Below are 17,300 nucleotides of genomic sequence, written 5' to 3'. Positions count from 1 at the left end.
TATTTTATGCACCAATACTTCGTTTCTAGTGGTCTTTTTTTATTTTTTGAATATATTATTCATATTTTAGGAACATGGAGGCTTTATCAAAAATGCGGAATCAATTCCTGGAAAATTTTTATTCCTATATATAATATTTTCATTTTTTTAAAAACTTATAATAGATCTATATGCTATATGTTTTTCTTATTAAATCCATTAACAAGTATTGTTTTGCTTTTTATTTTGTGGATGGATTTAATTCGTTCTTTTGGAAAAAAAACAAAAAAAGATATTATTATTCTCTTTTTTTCTGCAGGTCTATATGTTTACTACATCAATTTTTTTGAAAAGATTCAATTATTAAAAATTGAAAAAATAAAAAAAAAAGAAGATAATACAGGAATATTATTGGCTATTATTTTTTCTTTTATCACACAAACTTACATAGTTCAACCCTTTGTAATCCCTACTTCTTCTATGGAAGGAACCTTATTGGTAGGAGATTTTATACTAGTCAGTAAAATTCATTATGGGCTGCGAATGCCTATGTCTCCTATTTCTATTCCTTTTACGCATAATAACATTATTGGAAATATAAAATCTTACATATCTATTTTACAATGGCCCTATTTTCGTTTTTATCCCATACAATCTATACGAAGAAATGATATAGTTGTTTTTAATTTTCCTAAAGATTCTAATCATAAAGTTATAGATAGAAAAGATCATTATATTAAACGTTGTATAGGATTACCAGGAGATTTAATTTCTATTAAAAAAGGTGTTTTATTTGTTAATCACAAAAAAGAAAAATTTTTTTCAGAAAGGCAACAAGCTTATTTAATTAAAACAGAAAACATTCCTTTAAACATAGAATATCTTAAAAACAAAATGGATATTGAAGATATTGAGTTGATTGAAGAAAAAAACGATGAATATTTTTATCAAATTATGTTAACCAAAAAAAAAGCAATTCAAATAAAAAATTTGTTCTACAACATAGTTTTTATGAAAAAAAATATTTTTCCAATTCATTTTCAAGAAGATTGTATATTTCCTTCTGGTTGGAACAGAGATTTTTTTGGTCCATTATATATTCCTAAAAAAGGAGAATTAATTAAATTGAATTTAAGAAATATTCATATTTATAATGAAATTATTAGTTATGAAACAGGAAAAAAAATTAAGTTTCCTTCAGGAAAGGATTACAAAATCAAAAATAATTACTATTTTATGATGGGAGACAATAGACACAATTCATATGATTCTCGTTATTGGGGTTTTGTTCCAGAAGATCATATAGTAGGAAAACCCATATTGATATGGATGAGTATCGATTGGGATCGAAAAAATCCTTTTAATTTATTCAGTTGGAAATTCCGTTGGAATCGGATTATAACAAGAATAGAATAAATTTGCTAATCTTCATTTCTAAAAAAAAAACTTCCTATAAAATAACCAGATAAAATTCCTCCGATATGAGCAAAATGAGCCACTCCAGGTGCTAAGTTAAAAATAGCTGAAATCAAACTTCCGAAAATAAAAATTATAAGAGCTTTTCTAACAGCAATTGGAAAAGGAAAAGGAAGAATAAAAATTTTATGTTCTGGAAAAAATTTAGCAAAAGCTCCCACTATTCCACTTACGGCCCCAGAGGCTCCCATCATAGGAGAATACATGGAACTATAAACATTCATTTTTTGTTCTTCATTTAGATAATCCAATGTTTTTTTAGCTTGTGAAAAATCCAAAGTCTGAACAAAATGATACATGACACTCGTATTAAAAATTATTTGAAAAAATGCAGCAAAAATTCCCGATAAAAAATATATTATTAGAAATTTTTTGATTCCCAATAAAGTTTCTATTTGTCCTCCAAACATGAATAAAGCTAACATATTGAAAATTATATGCAAAAAAAGACGTTTGGAATGTACAAACATATGAGTTAAAATCTGATATAATTCAAATCGTTCATCTAGAGGATGATATAAAGAAAGTATACTTTCTATTTTATATTGTGAAAAAACAAAAGTAGCTGTATAGACAAGTATATTAATACTGATTAAATGTTTTACAGCATCTGAGTTGAGATTTGTATAAAAATTCACTTTTTAAAAAAATTTTTTCTTAAAACAAAAAATATAGGATCTCCTGAATCCGTATAATTAGGATTATGACAAGAAAATAAATCTCTAATTAAACATTCCATTTTATCAGGATATAATTCCGTTCCATATTTTATAGATGCAGATTTAGATATTGATTGAATAAGTATTTTTTTGTTCTTTTTTTTTCCTTTAATGAAATTATATTTTAAAATATTTTGAAAAACTTCAACTAATATATTTTGATGTATATTTTCAGGAACAGAATATAAATAAGCTGATTCATTACAAAAATATAAATGAAATCCAAAATTGATCAAATCATCTTTTATATTTTTTAAAGAAATGAATTCTTTTTTCAAAAGTCTTACTTCTATAGGAAAAAGAAATTGTTGACTTATTAAGTTTTTTTCTCTTAAAAAAAATTCAAATAATATGTTTCTATGTGCTCTATGTTGATCTACGAATATGATATATTCATTATTCAATGTAAAAATTATATATTTTCTATTAATTTGAAGAGTTATTATTCTTTTTTTATTAGCAATATAACGGGATAATTGATTTGTTAAATCAACATTTTTGTTGAAAAAAGAAGAATCATTCAATCGAAATAAATTTTCTAATTGAATCACTTTTTTTTTATAAGAAAGTTCTTCAAAAGAAAAATCATTCAAAAAAGAATTTTTAGAATCACAGGATAACAGAACATCATATTTTTTCAATTCTTTGTTTTTCACTTCATATTGATCAAACAAAATGTTTTTGATTTCCTGTTGAATCATACAACCAATAATATCTTCTTCTTCTAATTGGACTTCTTTTTTTGAAGGATGAATATTCCAATTCACAAAATTGGGATCTATATGAATAAAAATAAAATAAGAAACTGTTTTCAAGTCTTTCAAAAAACCATCATAAGCATGAATAATTTTTTTATGCAAAAATAAATGTGTCACACAACGTTGATTAACCAATATCAACTGATTTCCTTTTTTTATAGAAGAATCTGGAACACTTACAAATCCTTTTACAAGAATTCTGTTTTTCTTAATGAAAATAGGTGTTAATATTTTATTTTCGTTTTTAAAAATTTCTTTGATTCTTTCTCTTAAAGAAGCTTCTTGAAAGTAAAAAACAATTTTGTCATTATGATAAAAACGATATAGAATATTTCTATGTGCTAGAACTATTTTATAAAATTCATGAACAATATGTTGAAATTCTATTTGTGAAGATTTTAAAAATTGCCTTCTAGCAGGAAGTTTATAAAAAATGTTTTTGACCGAAATTCTTGTTCCTTTAAGCATGTTTATAGGAATTTCTTCTTTGATCTTTCCTTCTTCTACAAAAAGATGAATTCCTAATACATTTTCTTGATTTTTAGTTTGTATTTCTAGTTGAGAAATCAGAGCAATGGAAGCTAAAGCTTCTCCTCTAAATCCTTTGGTTCTCATTTTAAAAATGTCATCAGCTTGTTTGATTTTTGAAGTAGCATATCTTTGAATACTCATTTTTGCATCATTTACACTCATTCCATCTCCATCATCTATTAACTGAATTAACGTTTTTCCTGAATTTTTTATAAAAATATCGATCATTTTTGCGTTTGCATCTATTGCATTTTCTAAAAGCTCTCTCAGAACAGAAGAAGGACGTAGTATTACTTCTCCTGCAGCTATTTGACTAATCACATTAATAGGCAAAAATTGAATAAGATCTTTCATTTTATAGATTTTCTAAATAAAGACATATATATAGCTGTTTTGGCACATTCTATTCCCTTATTTCCATTTTTACCACCTGATCGATCAAAAGATTGTTGTTGATTTTTATCAGTCAGAACACAAAATATAACAGGAACATCATATTTTATATTAATATCTTTGATTCCTTGCGAAATAGCTTGACATAAATATTCGAAATGATAAGTTTCTCCTTGTATCAGAGATCCAATTGTAATAATTGAATCAAAATTATAACAATGTGCTATTTTCTTAGCAGAATAAATTAATTCATAACTTCCAGGAACTTTCCAAGTTTGGATCTTTTCTTTCAAAATTCCTGATTGAATTAAAGTTTCATAAGCTCCTTTATATAATCTATTAGTAATTTCTTGATTCCATAGAGAAACAATAATCGCAAATTTTAAATTTGCATCTTTTATTTTTTTTTTATCTAATGAATAAACAGAACATGCTTTCATAAATATAATTTATAATTTATTTTCAATAAACATGAGATATTTTTCTACGTTTATTCTATACAAAAAAAAGGATATTTGGTTTCTATTTTTTGAAAAAAATATTTAGAATTTTTGTATTTTTTCATAGAAAAACTTAATAATGCAGCTTTGTAATAATAAAGAGGAGTTGTTATTTCATTTTCTCTGATATTTGCTGCGATTACATAATTTTTTAAGGCTTCTTTTTTATTTTTCATTTGTGTAAATGCATCACCTATAATCCCATATTTTACAGCAGGTAAAATTTCATCTTTTGCAGAAAAATTTTTCATTACTTTAATGGATTCTTTGTAATCCCCTAATTTATAATAGCAAATTCCTGCATAAAATTTAGAAATATTTCCTGCTTTTGTAAAAGGATATTTAGAAGCAATTCCTAAAAAACCTAAATAATTTATTTGATTTTTTTTTCTATTTAAAGCTTTCTCTATAGATCCTTGATAAAAATATTGTTGAGCATAATTCAATTCTTTCATAGCTTTTTCTTCTGAAGAATTTTTGAAAAAAAAACATATACCAATTACTATTATTATTAATAGAAATATAATAGAAAAAAAAATCGTATTCTTTTTTGTTAAATTTTTATTGATTTCATTCATAATAGATTTATAAATTTAATTAATTCTAATTATTTTTTTTTCTTATTACTTCTATCGTTTTTATTCTTTTATTCTCGATAGTTCTTATAATAAAGGAATAATTTAAAAAATTAATCTTCTGTTTTTTTTTTGGAAATTCTTTATTTATTTCTAGAATGAAACCACCTAAAGTATCTGCATCACCTTTTTTTTTCTCAAAAAAAACTTCTTCTTTAATTTCCATAATACGATAGAAATTAATTAAAGAAGTTTTTCCATCAAATAAATAATTATTTTGATTTAGCTTGGAATAAGACATATCTTCTTCATCAAATTCATCGATAATGTCTCCTACTATCTCTTCAATTACATCTTCAAGAGTAACTAATCCACAAGTCCCTCCATATTCATCTACTACAATAGCTAAATGTATCTTTCTTTTTTTAAAATCACTTAAAAGATCATCTATCTTTTTTTTTTCTGGAACAAAAAAAGGAGGATGAATTAATTGAGTCCATTTAAAATTTTTATCATAAATAAATGGAAGAAGATCTTTAGCGAAAAGAACTCCTTCTATATCATCAATACTATCTTTATAAATAGGTATACGAGAATATCCCTGATTACGAACTAATTCTAAAACATCAGAGAAAATAGTGTTACTATTTAAAGCAAACATATCTATTCTTGGAGTCATAATCTGATGTGTTTCTGTATTTCCAAAATCAACAATTCTTTGTAAGAATTGACATTCTTTAACATTTTTTTCATTTGAAGATGTGATTTTCAATGCTTTTGAAAGTTGATCTACAGAAATAAGATTCTTTTTTTTAATCACTTTCTTTTCTATAAACTTTGAAATAAAAATTATTATTCTGCTAATAGGATTTAATATTTTACTAAGAAATATTAATGGTTTTGACATAAAAATAGCAAAACGAAAATTATTTTTACTAGCATATATTTTAGGAATGATCTCTCCGAATAAAAGTAAAATAAAAGTGAGAAGCACTACTTCTAAAATAAAATTAATAGGGATATGAAACTGATTAGAAATAATCAAACATTCATTTTCTAAAAATTCTGTTATCAAATAGGAACTTAATATCACGATTCCAATATTCGAAAAATTGTTGGATATTAATATTGTTGCCAATAGTTTTTTTCTATCTCTAAGAATTTTTAATACAAGATTTCCTTTATGAGAATTTTTTTTTCTCTCTCTGTCAATAGTTTTTTTTTCAAGACAAAAAAAAGCGGTTTCTGATCCAGATATTAGTGCAGAAAATAATAGTAGTATTATTATTAATGCAAAATATAAAGTACTTTCTAAAAAAACATTCGTCGAAAATTCTTTTTCCAATAGATTAAATTTTGATGATAATTTTTAGAAAATAAAATGGCAAAACAATCCATTATCTATAAGATTAGAGTTCATCACTAAATCATTTTCTCATGTTTTAAAAATAAGACAATAGGACTAGGAAAAGGATACTTTCCTATTTCATAATGTGGTACAAAAAAAAATTTTTGGAAATGAAAATTTCGTAAAATTTCACAATTCAAAAATTGAATATATAAAATTTGATGAGTGATTTTATGTTTGATTTTATAAATGGTATTCGAATAAATTATCCGAAATTTTTTCCAAATTTTATCATGAATTTCATCAACAGAAAGATTTTTTTCTGATTCTATTAAAGGAAAATCATAAAGTCCTTTCCATATATCTTGGGAAGATCTTTTATTGATACAAATATTTCTATCATGATCATACATGAAAATATAATAAAAAAATCTCTGTTTCAGAATAGATTTTTTTATTCTTTTTACAGGGAATTTATAGACAGTATCATTTTTAATGGAAAAACAAGAATCTTTAACTGGACATAAAAAACACTTTGCATTTTTTGGAGTGCATAAAACAGACCCGATATCCATAATTGCTTGATTAAAAATTCCTGGATATTTATAATCCATCATTTTTAAAATGAGAATTCTAAACATATTTTTTGTTGCAGTAGATGTTATATCATCGTAAATTCCCAAATATCTAGAAAATACTCTATAAGCATTTCCATCAACAGCAGGAATAACCTCATTAAAACATATAGATGCAATAGCGGCTCCTGTATATGGACCTATTCCTTTATACTTGATTAGTTCTTTATATTTTTTTGGAAAGATATTATTTTTTTTTAATTCTTTAGCAAAAGAATGCAAGTTTCTTGCTCTGGAATAATAACCCAATCCTTCCCATTCTTTTAACACGTTTTTTTCCTCTGCTTGAGCTAATTTTTCTAAATCTGGAAATTTTTTAATAAAGTTTGAATAATATTTTATAGTAGTTTTTGAAATTCTTGTTTGTTGCAATATAAATTCTGAAACTAATATATAATATGGATTTTGAGTTTCTCTCCAAGGAAGTTTTCTATGATTTTTTTTGTACCAATTTATTATTTTTTTAGAAAAATCCATATATGTTTAATTTTAGAGCAATTTTATAAAAAATTGGTATATTTAGGAAACCGAATTTTGTTATTCGATATAATGATTTAACATGACAAAAGCAGATATAATAACAGAAATCATATCAGAAACTGGATCTGAGAGAATTGATACGCAAAAGGTGATAGAAACATTTATGAAAAAAATAAAACAAAGCCTAACTTCGGGAGAAAATGTTTATTTAAGAGGGTTTGGATCATTTATCATTAAATATAGAGCTAAAAAACTGGGACGTCATATATCCAAGGATGAGTCTATTGTAATTCCTGCGCATAACATTCCAGCATTTAAACCGGCAAAATCTTTTACCGAATTAGTAAAAAAAATGTTCCTATAAAAAAATAATTACAAAGAAAAGAAAAAAAGAAGATGAATCAATAACGATTGAAAATTATGCCAAACGGAAAAAAAGAAAAAGACGTAAGATAGCTACCCATAAAAGAAAAAAAGAAATAGAAAAAATAGGCATAAAAAAAATAAAACTTAATTAATCTATTGTAATTTCTAATCTAATTTCTAAAACTTTTTTCCTTGTTTTTGTGTATGAATAAAGAGTTAATTATAAATGCAGAAGAACAAGAAGTAGAAATAGCTCTTTTAGAAGAAGGACAATTATTAGAGCTTCATAGAGATGTTTTCAATAAAAAATTCTCTGTAGGAGATATCTATTTAGGAATAGTAAAAAAAATTTTGTATGGATTAAATGCTGCTATTATCGATATAGGACATTCAAAAGGGGCTTTTTTACATTACAACGATCTTGGATTTCAAATAAATAAAATATTAGAGTTGATTTCTATGAATAGAAAATTTTTCTCTAACAATTTTGAAAAAAAAGAAAACAGAAATTCTATAGATAAGATATTGCATCCTGGACAAAGAATTTTGGTTCAAATTTCGAAAGAACCTATTTCTAATAAAGGGCCAAAATTAACTTCTAAAATTTGTATACCAGGAAGGTATTTGATACTTATTCCTTTTTCAGAAAAAATTTCTATTTCTAAAAAAATAAAAAATGCAAAAGAAGAAAGTCGATTGCTTTCTTACATAAGAAAGATAAAACCTCATGAATTTGGTATTATCATTCGTACAGCTTCTCATAATAAAAGAGAAGAAGTTTTGAATGAAGAACTGATTTTTTTAATCAAAAAATGGAAAAAAACATTAAAAAATCTGATTAAATTGCCTCCACCTCCAGTTAGGGTGTTGAGTGAAATCAGCAAAACTTCTTGTTTATTAAGAGATACATTCAATGATGATTTTAAATCTATTTACTGTAACAATAATTTTCTTTGTCAAGAAATTCATTCCTATTTATCTTTAATAGCTCCGGAAAAAATCAACATTATTAAATATTATAAAGGAAATATTCCCATATTTGAAAAATATGGAATCGAAAAACAAATACAAATTTTTTTGGGTAGAAATGTTCCTCTTGAAAATGGGGCTTATCTTATAATAGAACACACTGAAGCTTTGCATGTTATAGATGTTAATAGCGGAATGAACAATCATATGAAAAAAAATTGTACAGAATCAGAAAGAATTGATAATATATTAAAAATTAATCTATTAGCAGCTACAGAAATAGCAAGACAACTGAGATTAAGAGACATGGGAGGTATAATTGTAGTGGATTTTATAGACATGTCTGAACCTATTCAGAGAAAACAGTTATATGAACATTTAAAGGAAAAAATGAAAAATGATAGAGCTAAACACAAAATTTTACCACCAAACAAATTTGGGTTAGTTCAATTTACTCGTCATAGAGTGAGACCTGAATTAAAAGTTAATATCAATAATGAAAAATCTAAAGATTCCCCTATACATTATATTCATCGTTTAGAATTTGTTCTAGAATCTATTATAAAAAATAAAAATCATCAGAAAATACAATTGCACATACATTCTTTTGTTTCAGCTTATTTAAAAAAAGGATTTCCTTCTATTCAACAAAAATGGTTGTTAAAATATAAAAAATGGATTCAAATAATTCCAAGAGATTCATTTGGATATACGGAATATAAAATTTTCAATGAAAATCATGAAATTATATCTTCTTCTTTTCATTAATTTTACAATAAAATTATTTAAAAATTAGTGGGCGTGGTGGAATTGGTAGACACGTCAGACTTAGGATCTGATGCCTATTAGGCGTAAGGGTTCGAATCCCTTCGCCCGCACTTTAGCACTTTATATTCCTTTTTTTGGATCCTATATAAATTTGTCTAGGTCTTCCTATAGGATCTTTATTAAATTTCATTTCTTTCCAATGAGCCATCCATCCTGGCAATCTTCCTAAAGCAAACATCACAGTAAACATGTCTTTTGGAAGACCTATAGCTTGATAAATAATTCCTGAATAAAAATCAATATTGGGATAAAGTTTATTTTCCACAAAATAAGAATCTTGAAGGGCACTTTCTTCAAGATTTTTTGCCAATTCTAAAATTGGATCAAGAATTCCCAATTTGTTGATAAGATTTTCAGCTACTTCTTTCGCTATTTTTGCTCTAGGATCAAAATTTTTATAAATTCTATGTCCAAATCCCATTAATCGAAATGGATCTTTTTTATTTTTTGCTTTTTCTATCCATTTTTTTATATTTCCTCCACTTCTTAAAATCGTTTCTAACATTTCAATTACAGCTTGATTAGCGCCTCCATGCAATCTTCCCCAAAGAGCACTAATTCCTGCAGAAACAGATGAAAATAGTCCTGAATGAACAGAACTTAATAAACGTACAGTAGTTGTTGAACAATTTTGCTCATGATCAGCATGCAGGATTAATAGTTTATCCAAAGCATCCGTTATAATTGGATTTTGTTGGTAAGATTTATTAGGGACAGAAAAAAACATTTTTAATAAATTAGAAGTATAATCAAGATCATGATCTGCATAAGAAGGAGGAAGTCCTACTTTTTTTCTGTAAGTCAAAGCAGCTAATATAGGTAGTTTGGCTAAAAGATGAAGATACATATCTTCTTCTTTTAGCCAATTTGTAAACACAGTCAAAACATAGGTTAAGGAAGATAATATCCCCATTGGATGATAATTATCAGGGATTTTATCAAGTATTTGATAAATTTCCTGGTTAATATAATTAAATTTTTTTATTTTTTCAGAGAAATATTTTAATTGTGCAGTATTGGGTAATTCTCCATTTAAAATCAGGTAACTCGTTTCCATAAACGAACATTTATTAATAATTTGTTCAATAGGATATCCTCTATATAAAAGGTCTCCTTTTTCCCCATCTATGAAACTGATAGAACTTTTAGCAATTCCTGTATTTTTTAATCCTGGATCAAATGTCATAAAGCCTGTATTTTCTCTTAATTTAGAAATATTAATGGCTTTTTCGTAAAAAGTTCCATAAACTACAGGAAACTTATAATGACATCCATTGATATCGAAATGAACAACGCTGCACATATGAAATAAATTTAAAATATACAATATAATATAAATAAAATGTAGATTTCCATATTTTTAGAAAATCATCTGGTCAAATGAAATGAGAGTATGAAATCCTTTCTTAGAAAAATAATTTCTCATTCCTTCTCTATAGCTTATCAAAACAAAATCCCCCCCCCATGCGCCTAAACTTTTAACCAATCCTAAATAATCTGGAAAATATGTTTCTTTAATGGTAGGAATATTCAATATTTTTGATATAATCATTTCATGTTTCAATAATAATTCTTCAAATTCTTCTAATGTTTTACAAAAAGTAATTTTTTGAGTAATAGAAGATATAGACTCAATACTTTGACTGGATATATTTTTTTGAGAAAGAAAAAATTGTATTCCATCATAAGTATTTTGTTTTTTATTGAGATGTAGAAAAAAAAGTTGATTTTTGAATGGAGGATTAAAATCTATAGGAATAATATGAGGTTTTTTATTATGCAATTTATAAATTATTGGTTTTGATATAGTAACACAAGCTATATCATAACCACTTCCTGGAAAATTATTTCCTAATAACATATAGGGATCGATTTGAGCCCACTTTGCTATGTTGTGAATTAAAGTGGAACTACTTCCCAATCCCCAATTTCTAGGAAATTCTAATTTTGTTTTTACATATATTCCCAATGAATTATGAAGAAAACTTTTTTGAAGTTTTTTGGATTTTAATAATAGATCTCTTAACCTCATTGCTGTTCTCTTTTCTGTTTCATAAAAAATTTCTAAGGAAGGAAGTTTGAAAATAACTTCAAACCAAAGTTGATTGATTTCATCATAACTTTTCCAATGTAAAACAGAAGATAAATTGTGTCTCAATATAGTTAATGATTGTCCTTTAATTGTAGGTAAAGCTAATCCACAAGCTCCACATAAAATAAAATATTCTCCTGTTAACAACAGTTTTCCATGACTATAAAAAAAATTCTCATGTTGATGCATGATCACATGGTTTTATATTATATTTTTTTTGCAAGATTTTTTGAAATTTTTTTCGTTAAACCTTGTAAAATATTTCCTGGACCTACTTCTGTAAATGAAATAGCTCCATGAGTAATCATGTTTTCTATAGATTGTTTCCATTTTACAGGAGAAGTCAATTGTTCTACAAGATTTTTTTTTATATCGTTAGATTTGATGACTGATTGAGCGGTTACATTTTGATAGATTGGACATTTAGAATCTTTAAAAGAAATTTTGTTTATAAATTTTTTTAATTCTTTTTTAGCTGGTTCCATGATAGGAGAATGAAAAGCTCCATGAACAGGAAGAATAAATATTTTTTTGGCTCCTCTTTCTTTTAAAGAAAAACAAACTCTTTTCAAAGCTTGATATTCACCGGAAATGACTAATTGTTCAGGGGCATTATAATTAGACGGAACAATAATTCCACTATCATTTTTACAAACGTCTTCTATAATGGAATCATCCAACCCAAACACTACAGCCATTCCTCCATGGATTGATTCACAAATTTTTTGCATAATTGATGCTCTTTTATTCACTAATATCAAGCCATTTTCAAAAGAAAAGACGTTTATTGCAGCTAAAGCAGAAAATTCACCAAGAGAATGTCCAGCGACCATATCAGGATTAAAATCATTTGATATTTTTGCTTTTATGACTGAATATATATAAATTGCAAGTTGCGTGTATTTTGTTTGTTTTAATACATCCATAGTTCCTTCAAACATTATAGATGTGATTCTGAATTCTAAAACATCATCAGCTAATTGGAATAATTTTTTTGCCAAAAAAGAGTTTTTGTATAAGTTTTTTCCCATTCCTATAAATTGAGATCCTTGACCAGGAAATAGATAAGCTTTCATAAAAAATTTTTTTTAAAATTAATAATTAATTACATGAAAATTACTGATACCCACGCTCATCTGTATATGAAAGAATTTTCTGAAGATATTGACAGTGTCATACAAAAAGCTATTCATCTAGGAATACACAGATTTTTTATTCCTTCTATAGACACTTCAGACATCCCTAATATATTAAAATTAGAAAAAAAATATCCTAACATATGTTATCCTATGATAGGGCTTCATCCTAATAAAGTTTTTCCAAATAATTTAGAAAAAGAATTAAATAGTATTGAAAAATGGTTATTGAAACATTCTTTCATTTCTATCGGAGAAATTGGAATGGATCTTTATTTAGAAAATAAATTTGTATCAGAACAAGAATACGCTTTTCAAACTCAAATAAAATGGGCAAAAAAAAAAAAACTTCCCATAGTTATACATTGTAGACAAGCTTTTGATTACATTTTTCATATTTTATCAAAAGAAAAAAGCTCTTCTCTTAGAGGAGTGTTCCATTGTTTTTCTGGAACTCTAGAAGAAGCTAAAAAAATTATTGACTTAGGAATTAAAATAGGAATTGGAGGAATGATTACTTTCAAAAACAATCATGTGAGTCAATTTTTGCATAAAATAAGTTTGGATCATATAATGCTAGAAACCGATTCCCCCTATCTTTCTCCACATCCTTTTAGAGGAAAAAGAAATGAGCCAAAAAATTTAAGAATAATTTTGAAAAAACTTTCTCAAATTTATTCTACATCAGAAGAAAAAATAGCCAATATTATTCATATGAATGTAGAAAATTTATTTTTTTCATAATTCACACCATTTTTGATGGATTGACTAACTCTTCAAACTTATCCCCAGTTAAGTATCCTAATCTAATAGCTTCTTCTTTTAAAGTTCTATTATTTGCATAAGCAGATTTGGCAATTTCTGCTGATTTTTCGTATCCAATATGAGTATTTAGTGCTGTTATAAGCATCAAAGATTTATCCAAAAATTCTTTAATTCTTTGATAGTTTGGTTTGATTCCTTTTACACAAAAAGAAGAAAAAGATGCGCAAGCATCTGCAAGAAGTTGGGAAGATTGTAAAAAATTATACACTATTAATGGTTTAGAAACATTTAATTCGTAGTTTCCTGAAGATCCTGCTATGGAAATGGATACATCATTTCCCATAATTTGGGTACAAACCATAATAATAGCTTCACATTGAGTCGGATTTATTTTTCCAGGCATGATAGAAGATCCGGGTTCGTTTTCGGGAATATAAATTTCTCCAATTCCTGAACGTGGTCCAGAAGCTAAAAAACGAATGTCATTTGATATTTTTATTAAAGAAACAGCTATTTGTTTTAGAGCTCCGTGAGCTTCCACCATCGCATGATGCGATGATAAAGCTTCGAATTTATTTTTTGCGACTTTGAAAGGGGCCCCTGTATATTGACATATGTATTCAGTAACTTTTGTATCATATCCTTTAGGAGCATTCAATCCTGTACCAACAGCCGTTCCACCTATAGCTAATTCAGAAAGATGATATAAAGTTTTTTTAATAGAGTCTAATCCATGATCTATTTGAGAAACATACCCGGAAAATTCTTGTCCTAAAGTGATAGGAGTAGCATCCATCAGATGGGTTCTTCCTATTTTGATCACATCTTGAAATGATTTTGATTTTTTTTCTAAAGTTTCTTTTAATTTTTGAATAGAAGGAATGGTCTTCTCTATTAATTCTTTATAAGAAGCAATATGCATGGCTGTAGGAAAAGTATCATTAGATGATTGAGACATATTGACATCATCATTAGGATGTATAAAAGATTTGTTTTGACCCAGTACCCCACCCATTAAAATATGAGCTCTATTGGAAATTACTTCATTAACATTCATATTGGTGTGAGTTCCAGATCCTGTTTGCCATATGACTAAAGGAAATTGATCATTTAATTTTCCTTCTATAATTTCATCACAAACCAAAGAAATAATATCTCTTTTCTTTTTAGATAAAAGACCAAATTCACAGTTTGCATGAGCAGCAGCTTTTTTTAAAAAACCAAAAGAATGAATAATTTCTATAGGCATAGAAGCTTCTGGTCCGATTCTAAAATTTTTCCTAGATCTTTCTGTTTGCGGCCCCCAGTATTTATCGACAGGAACTTCTACGATCCCCAAAGTATCTTTTTCTTTTCTATAAATCATTGTCCTATTTTTTTACGAAATTATAGAAAAAATTATAACTTCTTAAAAAAATTATGATAATAAAATTTATAGGATTTTTACTTTTTTTAGCAATAACCATATCTGGTTTTTGGTGTGTTTTTTTCTATCTTTTTTTAGTATTTATTGGATTGTTTTAAGCTTATTCATTAACGTATTTATGAATTTTATAATCAGTTTAAAACGTGAAAATGGAAAAAAATATAAAATATTTAAAAACAAATATTTTTGGATAAGTTTTTTTTCTTCATATGGATATCTTTTTTTGATTCCAATTCTTTGATACTACATTATAAGTTTAAGAAAAGTATTCAACAAATGACATTGGATAGAGACTCTTTGAAAAAGAAAATTTTATTAGAAGAAAATCATTTAAAAAAATTGACTACAGACCCTAAATATCTAGAAAAATTAGCAAGAGAAAAATTTTACATGAAGAAAGAGGATGAAGATTTATTTGTGATATCCGACAAAACAAAACTATCACCGTCCCATATGAATGAGCAAAATACTTAAATCAGAAGGAGAAACCCCACTAATCCTTGAAGCTTGCGCTAATGATACTGGACGATGATAATCCAATTTTTCTCTTGCTTCTAAAGAAAGAGATTGAATGGTTTTATAATCAAAATTATTTGGAATTTTTAAATTTTCTAATTTTAATAATTTTTTTGCATTTTCTTTTTCTCTATCTATATATCCTTTATATTTGATTCTAATAGAAACTTGCTCCAATATTTCTTGATCAAAATTTTTAATTTCTTTCATTAGAAACGGAATGGAGATAATGTCCTTTATATCAATTTCAGAACGAGATAAAATAGTTTCTATTTTCTTATCATGATATATTCTGGGAGATTTTTTATCATCTAAAATGGGATTTATAACTTTTGGCTCAAAATTTCTATTTTGAAATAAATGCATACATTTTTCTATATTAGATTTTTTTTTATCTAATATTCTCATTTTTTCTTCTGAAATTAAACCTATATTGTATCCCATAGGAGTTAATCTAATATCTGCATTATCTTGTCGCAATAACATTCTATATTCAGCTCTTGAAGTAAACATTCTATAAGGTTCTTCTGTTCCTTTTGTAATTAAATCATCTATTAAAACACCAATATAAGCTTGATTTCTTTTAAGAATAAACGGTTCTTTTTGACTAATTTTTAAAGAAGCATTGATTCCTGCTATTAATCCTTGAGCCGCCGCTTCTTCATATCCAGTAGTCCCATTAATTTGTCCAGCAAAAAAAAGATTTTCTATAATTTTACTCTCTAAAGTAGGTTTTAATTGTTCGGGAGGAAAATAATCATATTCAATAGCGTATCCAGGTCTTAATATTTTCACTTTTTCAAATCCAGAAATTTGTTTTAATGATTGATATTGTATTTTTTCTGAAAAAGAAGTGGAAAACCCATTGATATATACTTCTACAGTATTCCAACCTTCAGGTTCAACAAAAATAGGATGTTCTTCTTTATCGGAAAATCTAAAAATTTTTTCTTCTATAGAAGGACAGTATCTGGGACTTACACCTTGAATGGATCCTGTAAAAATTGGAGAACAATTGAAATTTTTACGTATTAAATCATGGACTTTTTGATTGGTATAAGTTATATAACATTTTCGTTGTTTCGTTAATTTTTTTGTTTCATAAAAAAAAGAAAATTTTTTTGGATGAATATCTCCATATTGAGATTTCATTTTATCATAATTCAAGGAACGTCCATCTACCCTTGGAGATGTTCCCGTTTTCATTCTACCATATTTGAATCCAAAGTGTTTGGTTAATTGTTCTGTGATTCCACGAACTTCTTGTTCTGCTATTCTTCCTCCATTAATTTTTTTTTCACCAATATGTATTTTTCCATTTAAAAAAGTCCCATTTGTGAGTATTACTGATTTTCCTTTAATTTTTAATCCAAAAAAAGTTTTTACACCTTTCACCTGATTTTTTTCTATTATTAAAGATGTAACTGTATCTTGATATAGATCTAATTGAGTATTTTTTTCTAGAAAAAATCTCCAATAATAGGAAAATAATTTTCTATCGCATTGAGCTCTAGGACTCCACATGGCAGGCCCTTTGGATTGATTGAGCATCCTAAATTGAATCATGCTATAATCAGAAATTATTCCAGAATAACCTCCTAAAGCATCTATTTCTCTAACCATCTGTCCTTTTGCTATTCCCCCTATAGCTGGATTACATGACATTTGACCTATTGTTTGTAAATTAGTAGTAACAAGCAAAGTTTTAGATCCTATATTGGAAGATGCTAAAGAAGCTTCAGCTCCAGCATGTCCACCCCCAACTACTATAATATCATATATATCTAAAAACATGATTATTTTTTCAA

The 17,300-nt window shown here is 26.4% G+C and carries 16 protein-coding genes and 1 tRNA gene; 6 read left to right on the top strand and 11 right to left on the bottom strand.

Annotation, left to right across the window (positions count from 1 at the left end; translation table 11 throughout):
• Positions 1–6 precede the first annotated feature (6 nt).
• Positions 7–1,395 carry a signal peptidase I gene (gene lepB, locus BLBBGE_RS02705; protein ID WP_012841066.1) on the top strand — a complete coding sequence of 463 codons (1,389 nt, stop codon included), beginning with the start codon at positions 7–9 and terminating at the stop codon, positions 1,393–1,395.
• Positions 1,396–1,400: 5 nt separating this feature from the next.
• On the opposite strand, the gene BLBBGE_RS02700 is transcribed toward lepB, so the two are convergent.
• The 6 genes from BLBBGE_RS02700 to mutY form a co-directional block, all read right to left on the bottom strand.
• Entirely contained in the window at positions 1,401–2,093 is a 693-nt protein-coding gene (locus BLBBGE_RS02700) for a rhomboid family intramembrane serine protease (protein ID WP_012841065.1), read from the bottom strand.
• Positions 2,090–3,817, bottom strand: coding sequence for a DNA mismatch repair endonuclease MutL (mutL, locus tag BLBBGE_RS02695; protein ID WP_012841064.1), 1,728 nt, complete (start codon positions 3,815–3,817; stop codon positions 2,090–2,092). Before mutL ends, BLBBGE_RS02700 begins: the two co-directional genes overlap by 4 nt.
• Positions 3,814–4,296, bottom strand: a complete 483-nt coding sequence (gene ribH / locus BLBBGE_RS02690) for a 6,7-dimethyl-8-ribityllumazine synthase (RefSeq protein ID WP_012841063.1) — start codon at positions 4,294–4,296, stop codon at positions 3,814–3,816. Before ribH ends, mutL begins: the two co-directional genes overlap by 4 nt.
• A gap of 50 nt (positions 4,297–4,346) precedes the next feature.
• A complete protein-coding gene (locus BLBBGE_RS02685) occupies positions 4,347–4,934 on the bottom strand; it encodes a hypothetical protein (RefSeq protein WP_012841062.1) in 588 nt (195 codons plus the stop codon).
• A gap of 25 nt (positions 4,935–4,959) precedes the next feature.
• On the bottom strand, positions 4,960–6,276 hold the full coding sequence (gene gldE, locus BLBBGE_RS02680; RefSeq protein ID WP_012841061.1) for a gliding motility-associated protein GldE: 1,317 nt from the start codon (positions 6,274–6,276) through the stop codon (positions 4,960–4,962).
• Between the two features lie 77 nt (positions 6,277–6,353).
• Positions 6,354–7,391: an A/G-specific adenine glycosylase gene (gene mutY / locus BLBBGE_RS02675; RefSeq protein WP_012841060.1), complete on the bottom strand. Its 1,038-nt coding sequence runs from the start codon at positions 7,389–7,391 to the stop codon at positions 6,354–6,356.
• Positions 7,392–7,473: 82 nt separating this feature from the next.
• Here mutY and BLBBGE_RS02670 point away from each other — a divergent pair, with 82 nt between their 5' ends.
• The 3 genes from BLBBGE_RS02670 to BLBBGE_RS02660 all read left to right on the top strand — a co-directional run bounded on the left by BLBBGE_RS02670 (position 7,474) and on the right by BLBBGE_RS02660 (position 9,607).
• Positions 7,474–7,758: an HU family DNA-binding protein gene (locus BLBBGE_RS02670; RefSeq protein WP_012841059.1), complete on the top strand. Its 285-nt coding sequence runs from the start codon at positions 7,474–7,476 to the stop codon at positions 7,756–7,758.
• Between the two features lie 206 nt (positions 7,759–7,964).
• Positions 7,965–9,497 (top strand): Rne/Rng family ribonuclease, encoded by a 1,533-nt coding sequence (locus tag BLBBGE_RS02665; RefSeq protein WP_012841058.1) that lies wholly within the window; start codon positions 7,965–7,967, stop codon positions 9,495–9,497.
• Between the two features lie 27 nt (positions 9,498–9,524).
• Positions 9,525–9,607 (top strand) — tRNA-Leu (locus BLBBGE_RS02660).
• Between the two features lie 2 nt (positions 9,608–9,609).
• Here BLBBGE_RS02660 and BLBBGE_RS02655 read toward each other — a convergent pair.
• From BLBBGE_RS02655 to fabD, 3 genes are read right to left on the bottom strand one after another with little or no spacing between them, the layout of a single operon-like run.
• Positions 9,610–10,860 carry a citrate synthase gene (locus BLBBGE_RS02655; protein ID WP_012841057.1) on the bottom strand — a complete coding sequence of 417 codons (1,251 nt, stop codon included), beginning with the start codon at positions 10,858–10,860 and terminating at the stop codon, positions 9,610–9,612.
• A gap of 57 nt (positions 10,861–10,917) precedes the next feature.
• A complete protein-coding gene (locus BLBBGE_RS02650) occupies positions 10,918–11,838 on the bottom strand; it encodes a GYDIA family GHMP kinase (protein ID WP_012841056.1) in 921 nt (306 codons plus the stop codon).
• A 17-nt stretch (positions 11,839–11,855) separates the two neighbouring features.
• Complete coding sequence (gene fabD, locus BLBBGE_RS02645) at positions 11,856–12,725, bottom strand: ACP S-malonyltransferase (RefSeq protein WP_012841055.1); 870 nt, start codon at positions 12,723–12,725, stop codon at positions 11,856–11,858.
• Between the two features lie 33 nt (positions 12,726–12,758).
• Here fabD and BLBBGE_RS02640 point away from each other — a divergent pair, with 33 nt between their 5' ends.
• Positions 12,759–13,529: a TatD family hydrolase gene (locus tag BLBBGE_RS02640; protein ID WP_012841054.1), complete on the top strand. Its 771-nt coding sequence runs from the start codon at positions 12,759–12,761 to the stop codon at positions 13,527–13,529.
• 1 nt (position 13,530) lies between these two features.
• Here BLBBGE_RS02640 and fumC read toward each other — a convergent pair whose 3' ends face one another.
• On the bottom strand, positions 13,531–14,916 hold the full coding sequence (fumC, locus tag BLBBGE_RS02635; RefSeq protein ID WP_012841053.1) for a class II fumarate hydratase: 1,386 nt from the start codon (positions 14,914–14,916) through the stop codon (positions 13,531–13,533).
• Between the two features lie 297 nt (positions 14,917–15,213).
• Between fumC and BLBBGE_RS02630 the strand changes: the two genes are divergently transcribed.
• Positions 15,214–15,450 carry a septum formation initiator family protein gene (locus BLBBGE_RS02630; protein WP_255321550.1) on the top strand — a complete coding sequence of 79 codons (237 nt, stop codon included), beginning with the start codon at positions 15,214–15,216 and terminating at the stop codon, positions 15,448–15,450.
• On the opposite strand, the gene mnmG is transcribed toward BLBBGE_RS02630, so the two are convergent.
• A complete protein-coding gene (gene mnmG / locus BLBBGE_RS02625; protein ID WP_012841051.1) occupies positions 15,418–17,286 on the bottom strand; it encodes a tRNA uridine-5-carboxymethylaminomethyl(34) synthesis enzyme MnmG in 1,869 nt (622 codons plus the stop codon). The genes BLBBGE_RS02630 and mnmG overlap by 33 nt on opposite strands.
• Between the last annotated feature and the right edge of the window lie 14 nt (positions 17,287–17,300).

This window comes from Blattabacterium sp. (Blattella germanica) str. Bge, assembly GCF_000022605.2.
GTDB lineage: Bacteria > Bacteroidota > Bacteroidia > Flavobacteriales > Blattabacteriaceae > Blattabacterium.
Note: the sequence above shows the minus strand (reverse complement) of the source record. Positions and strands in the feature narration are given on the sequence as shown.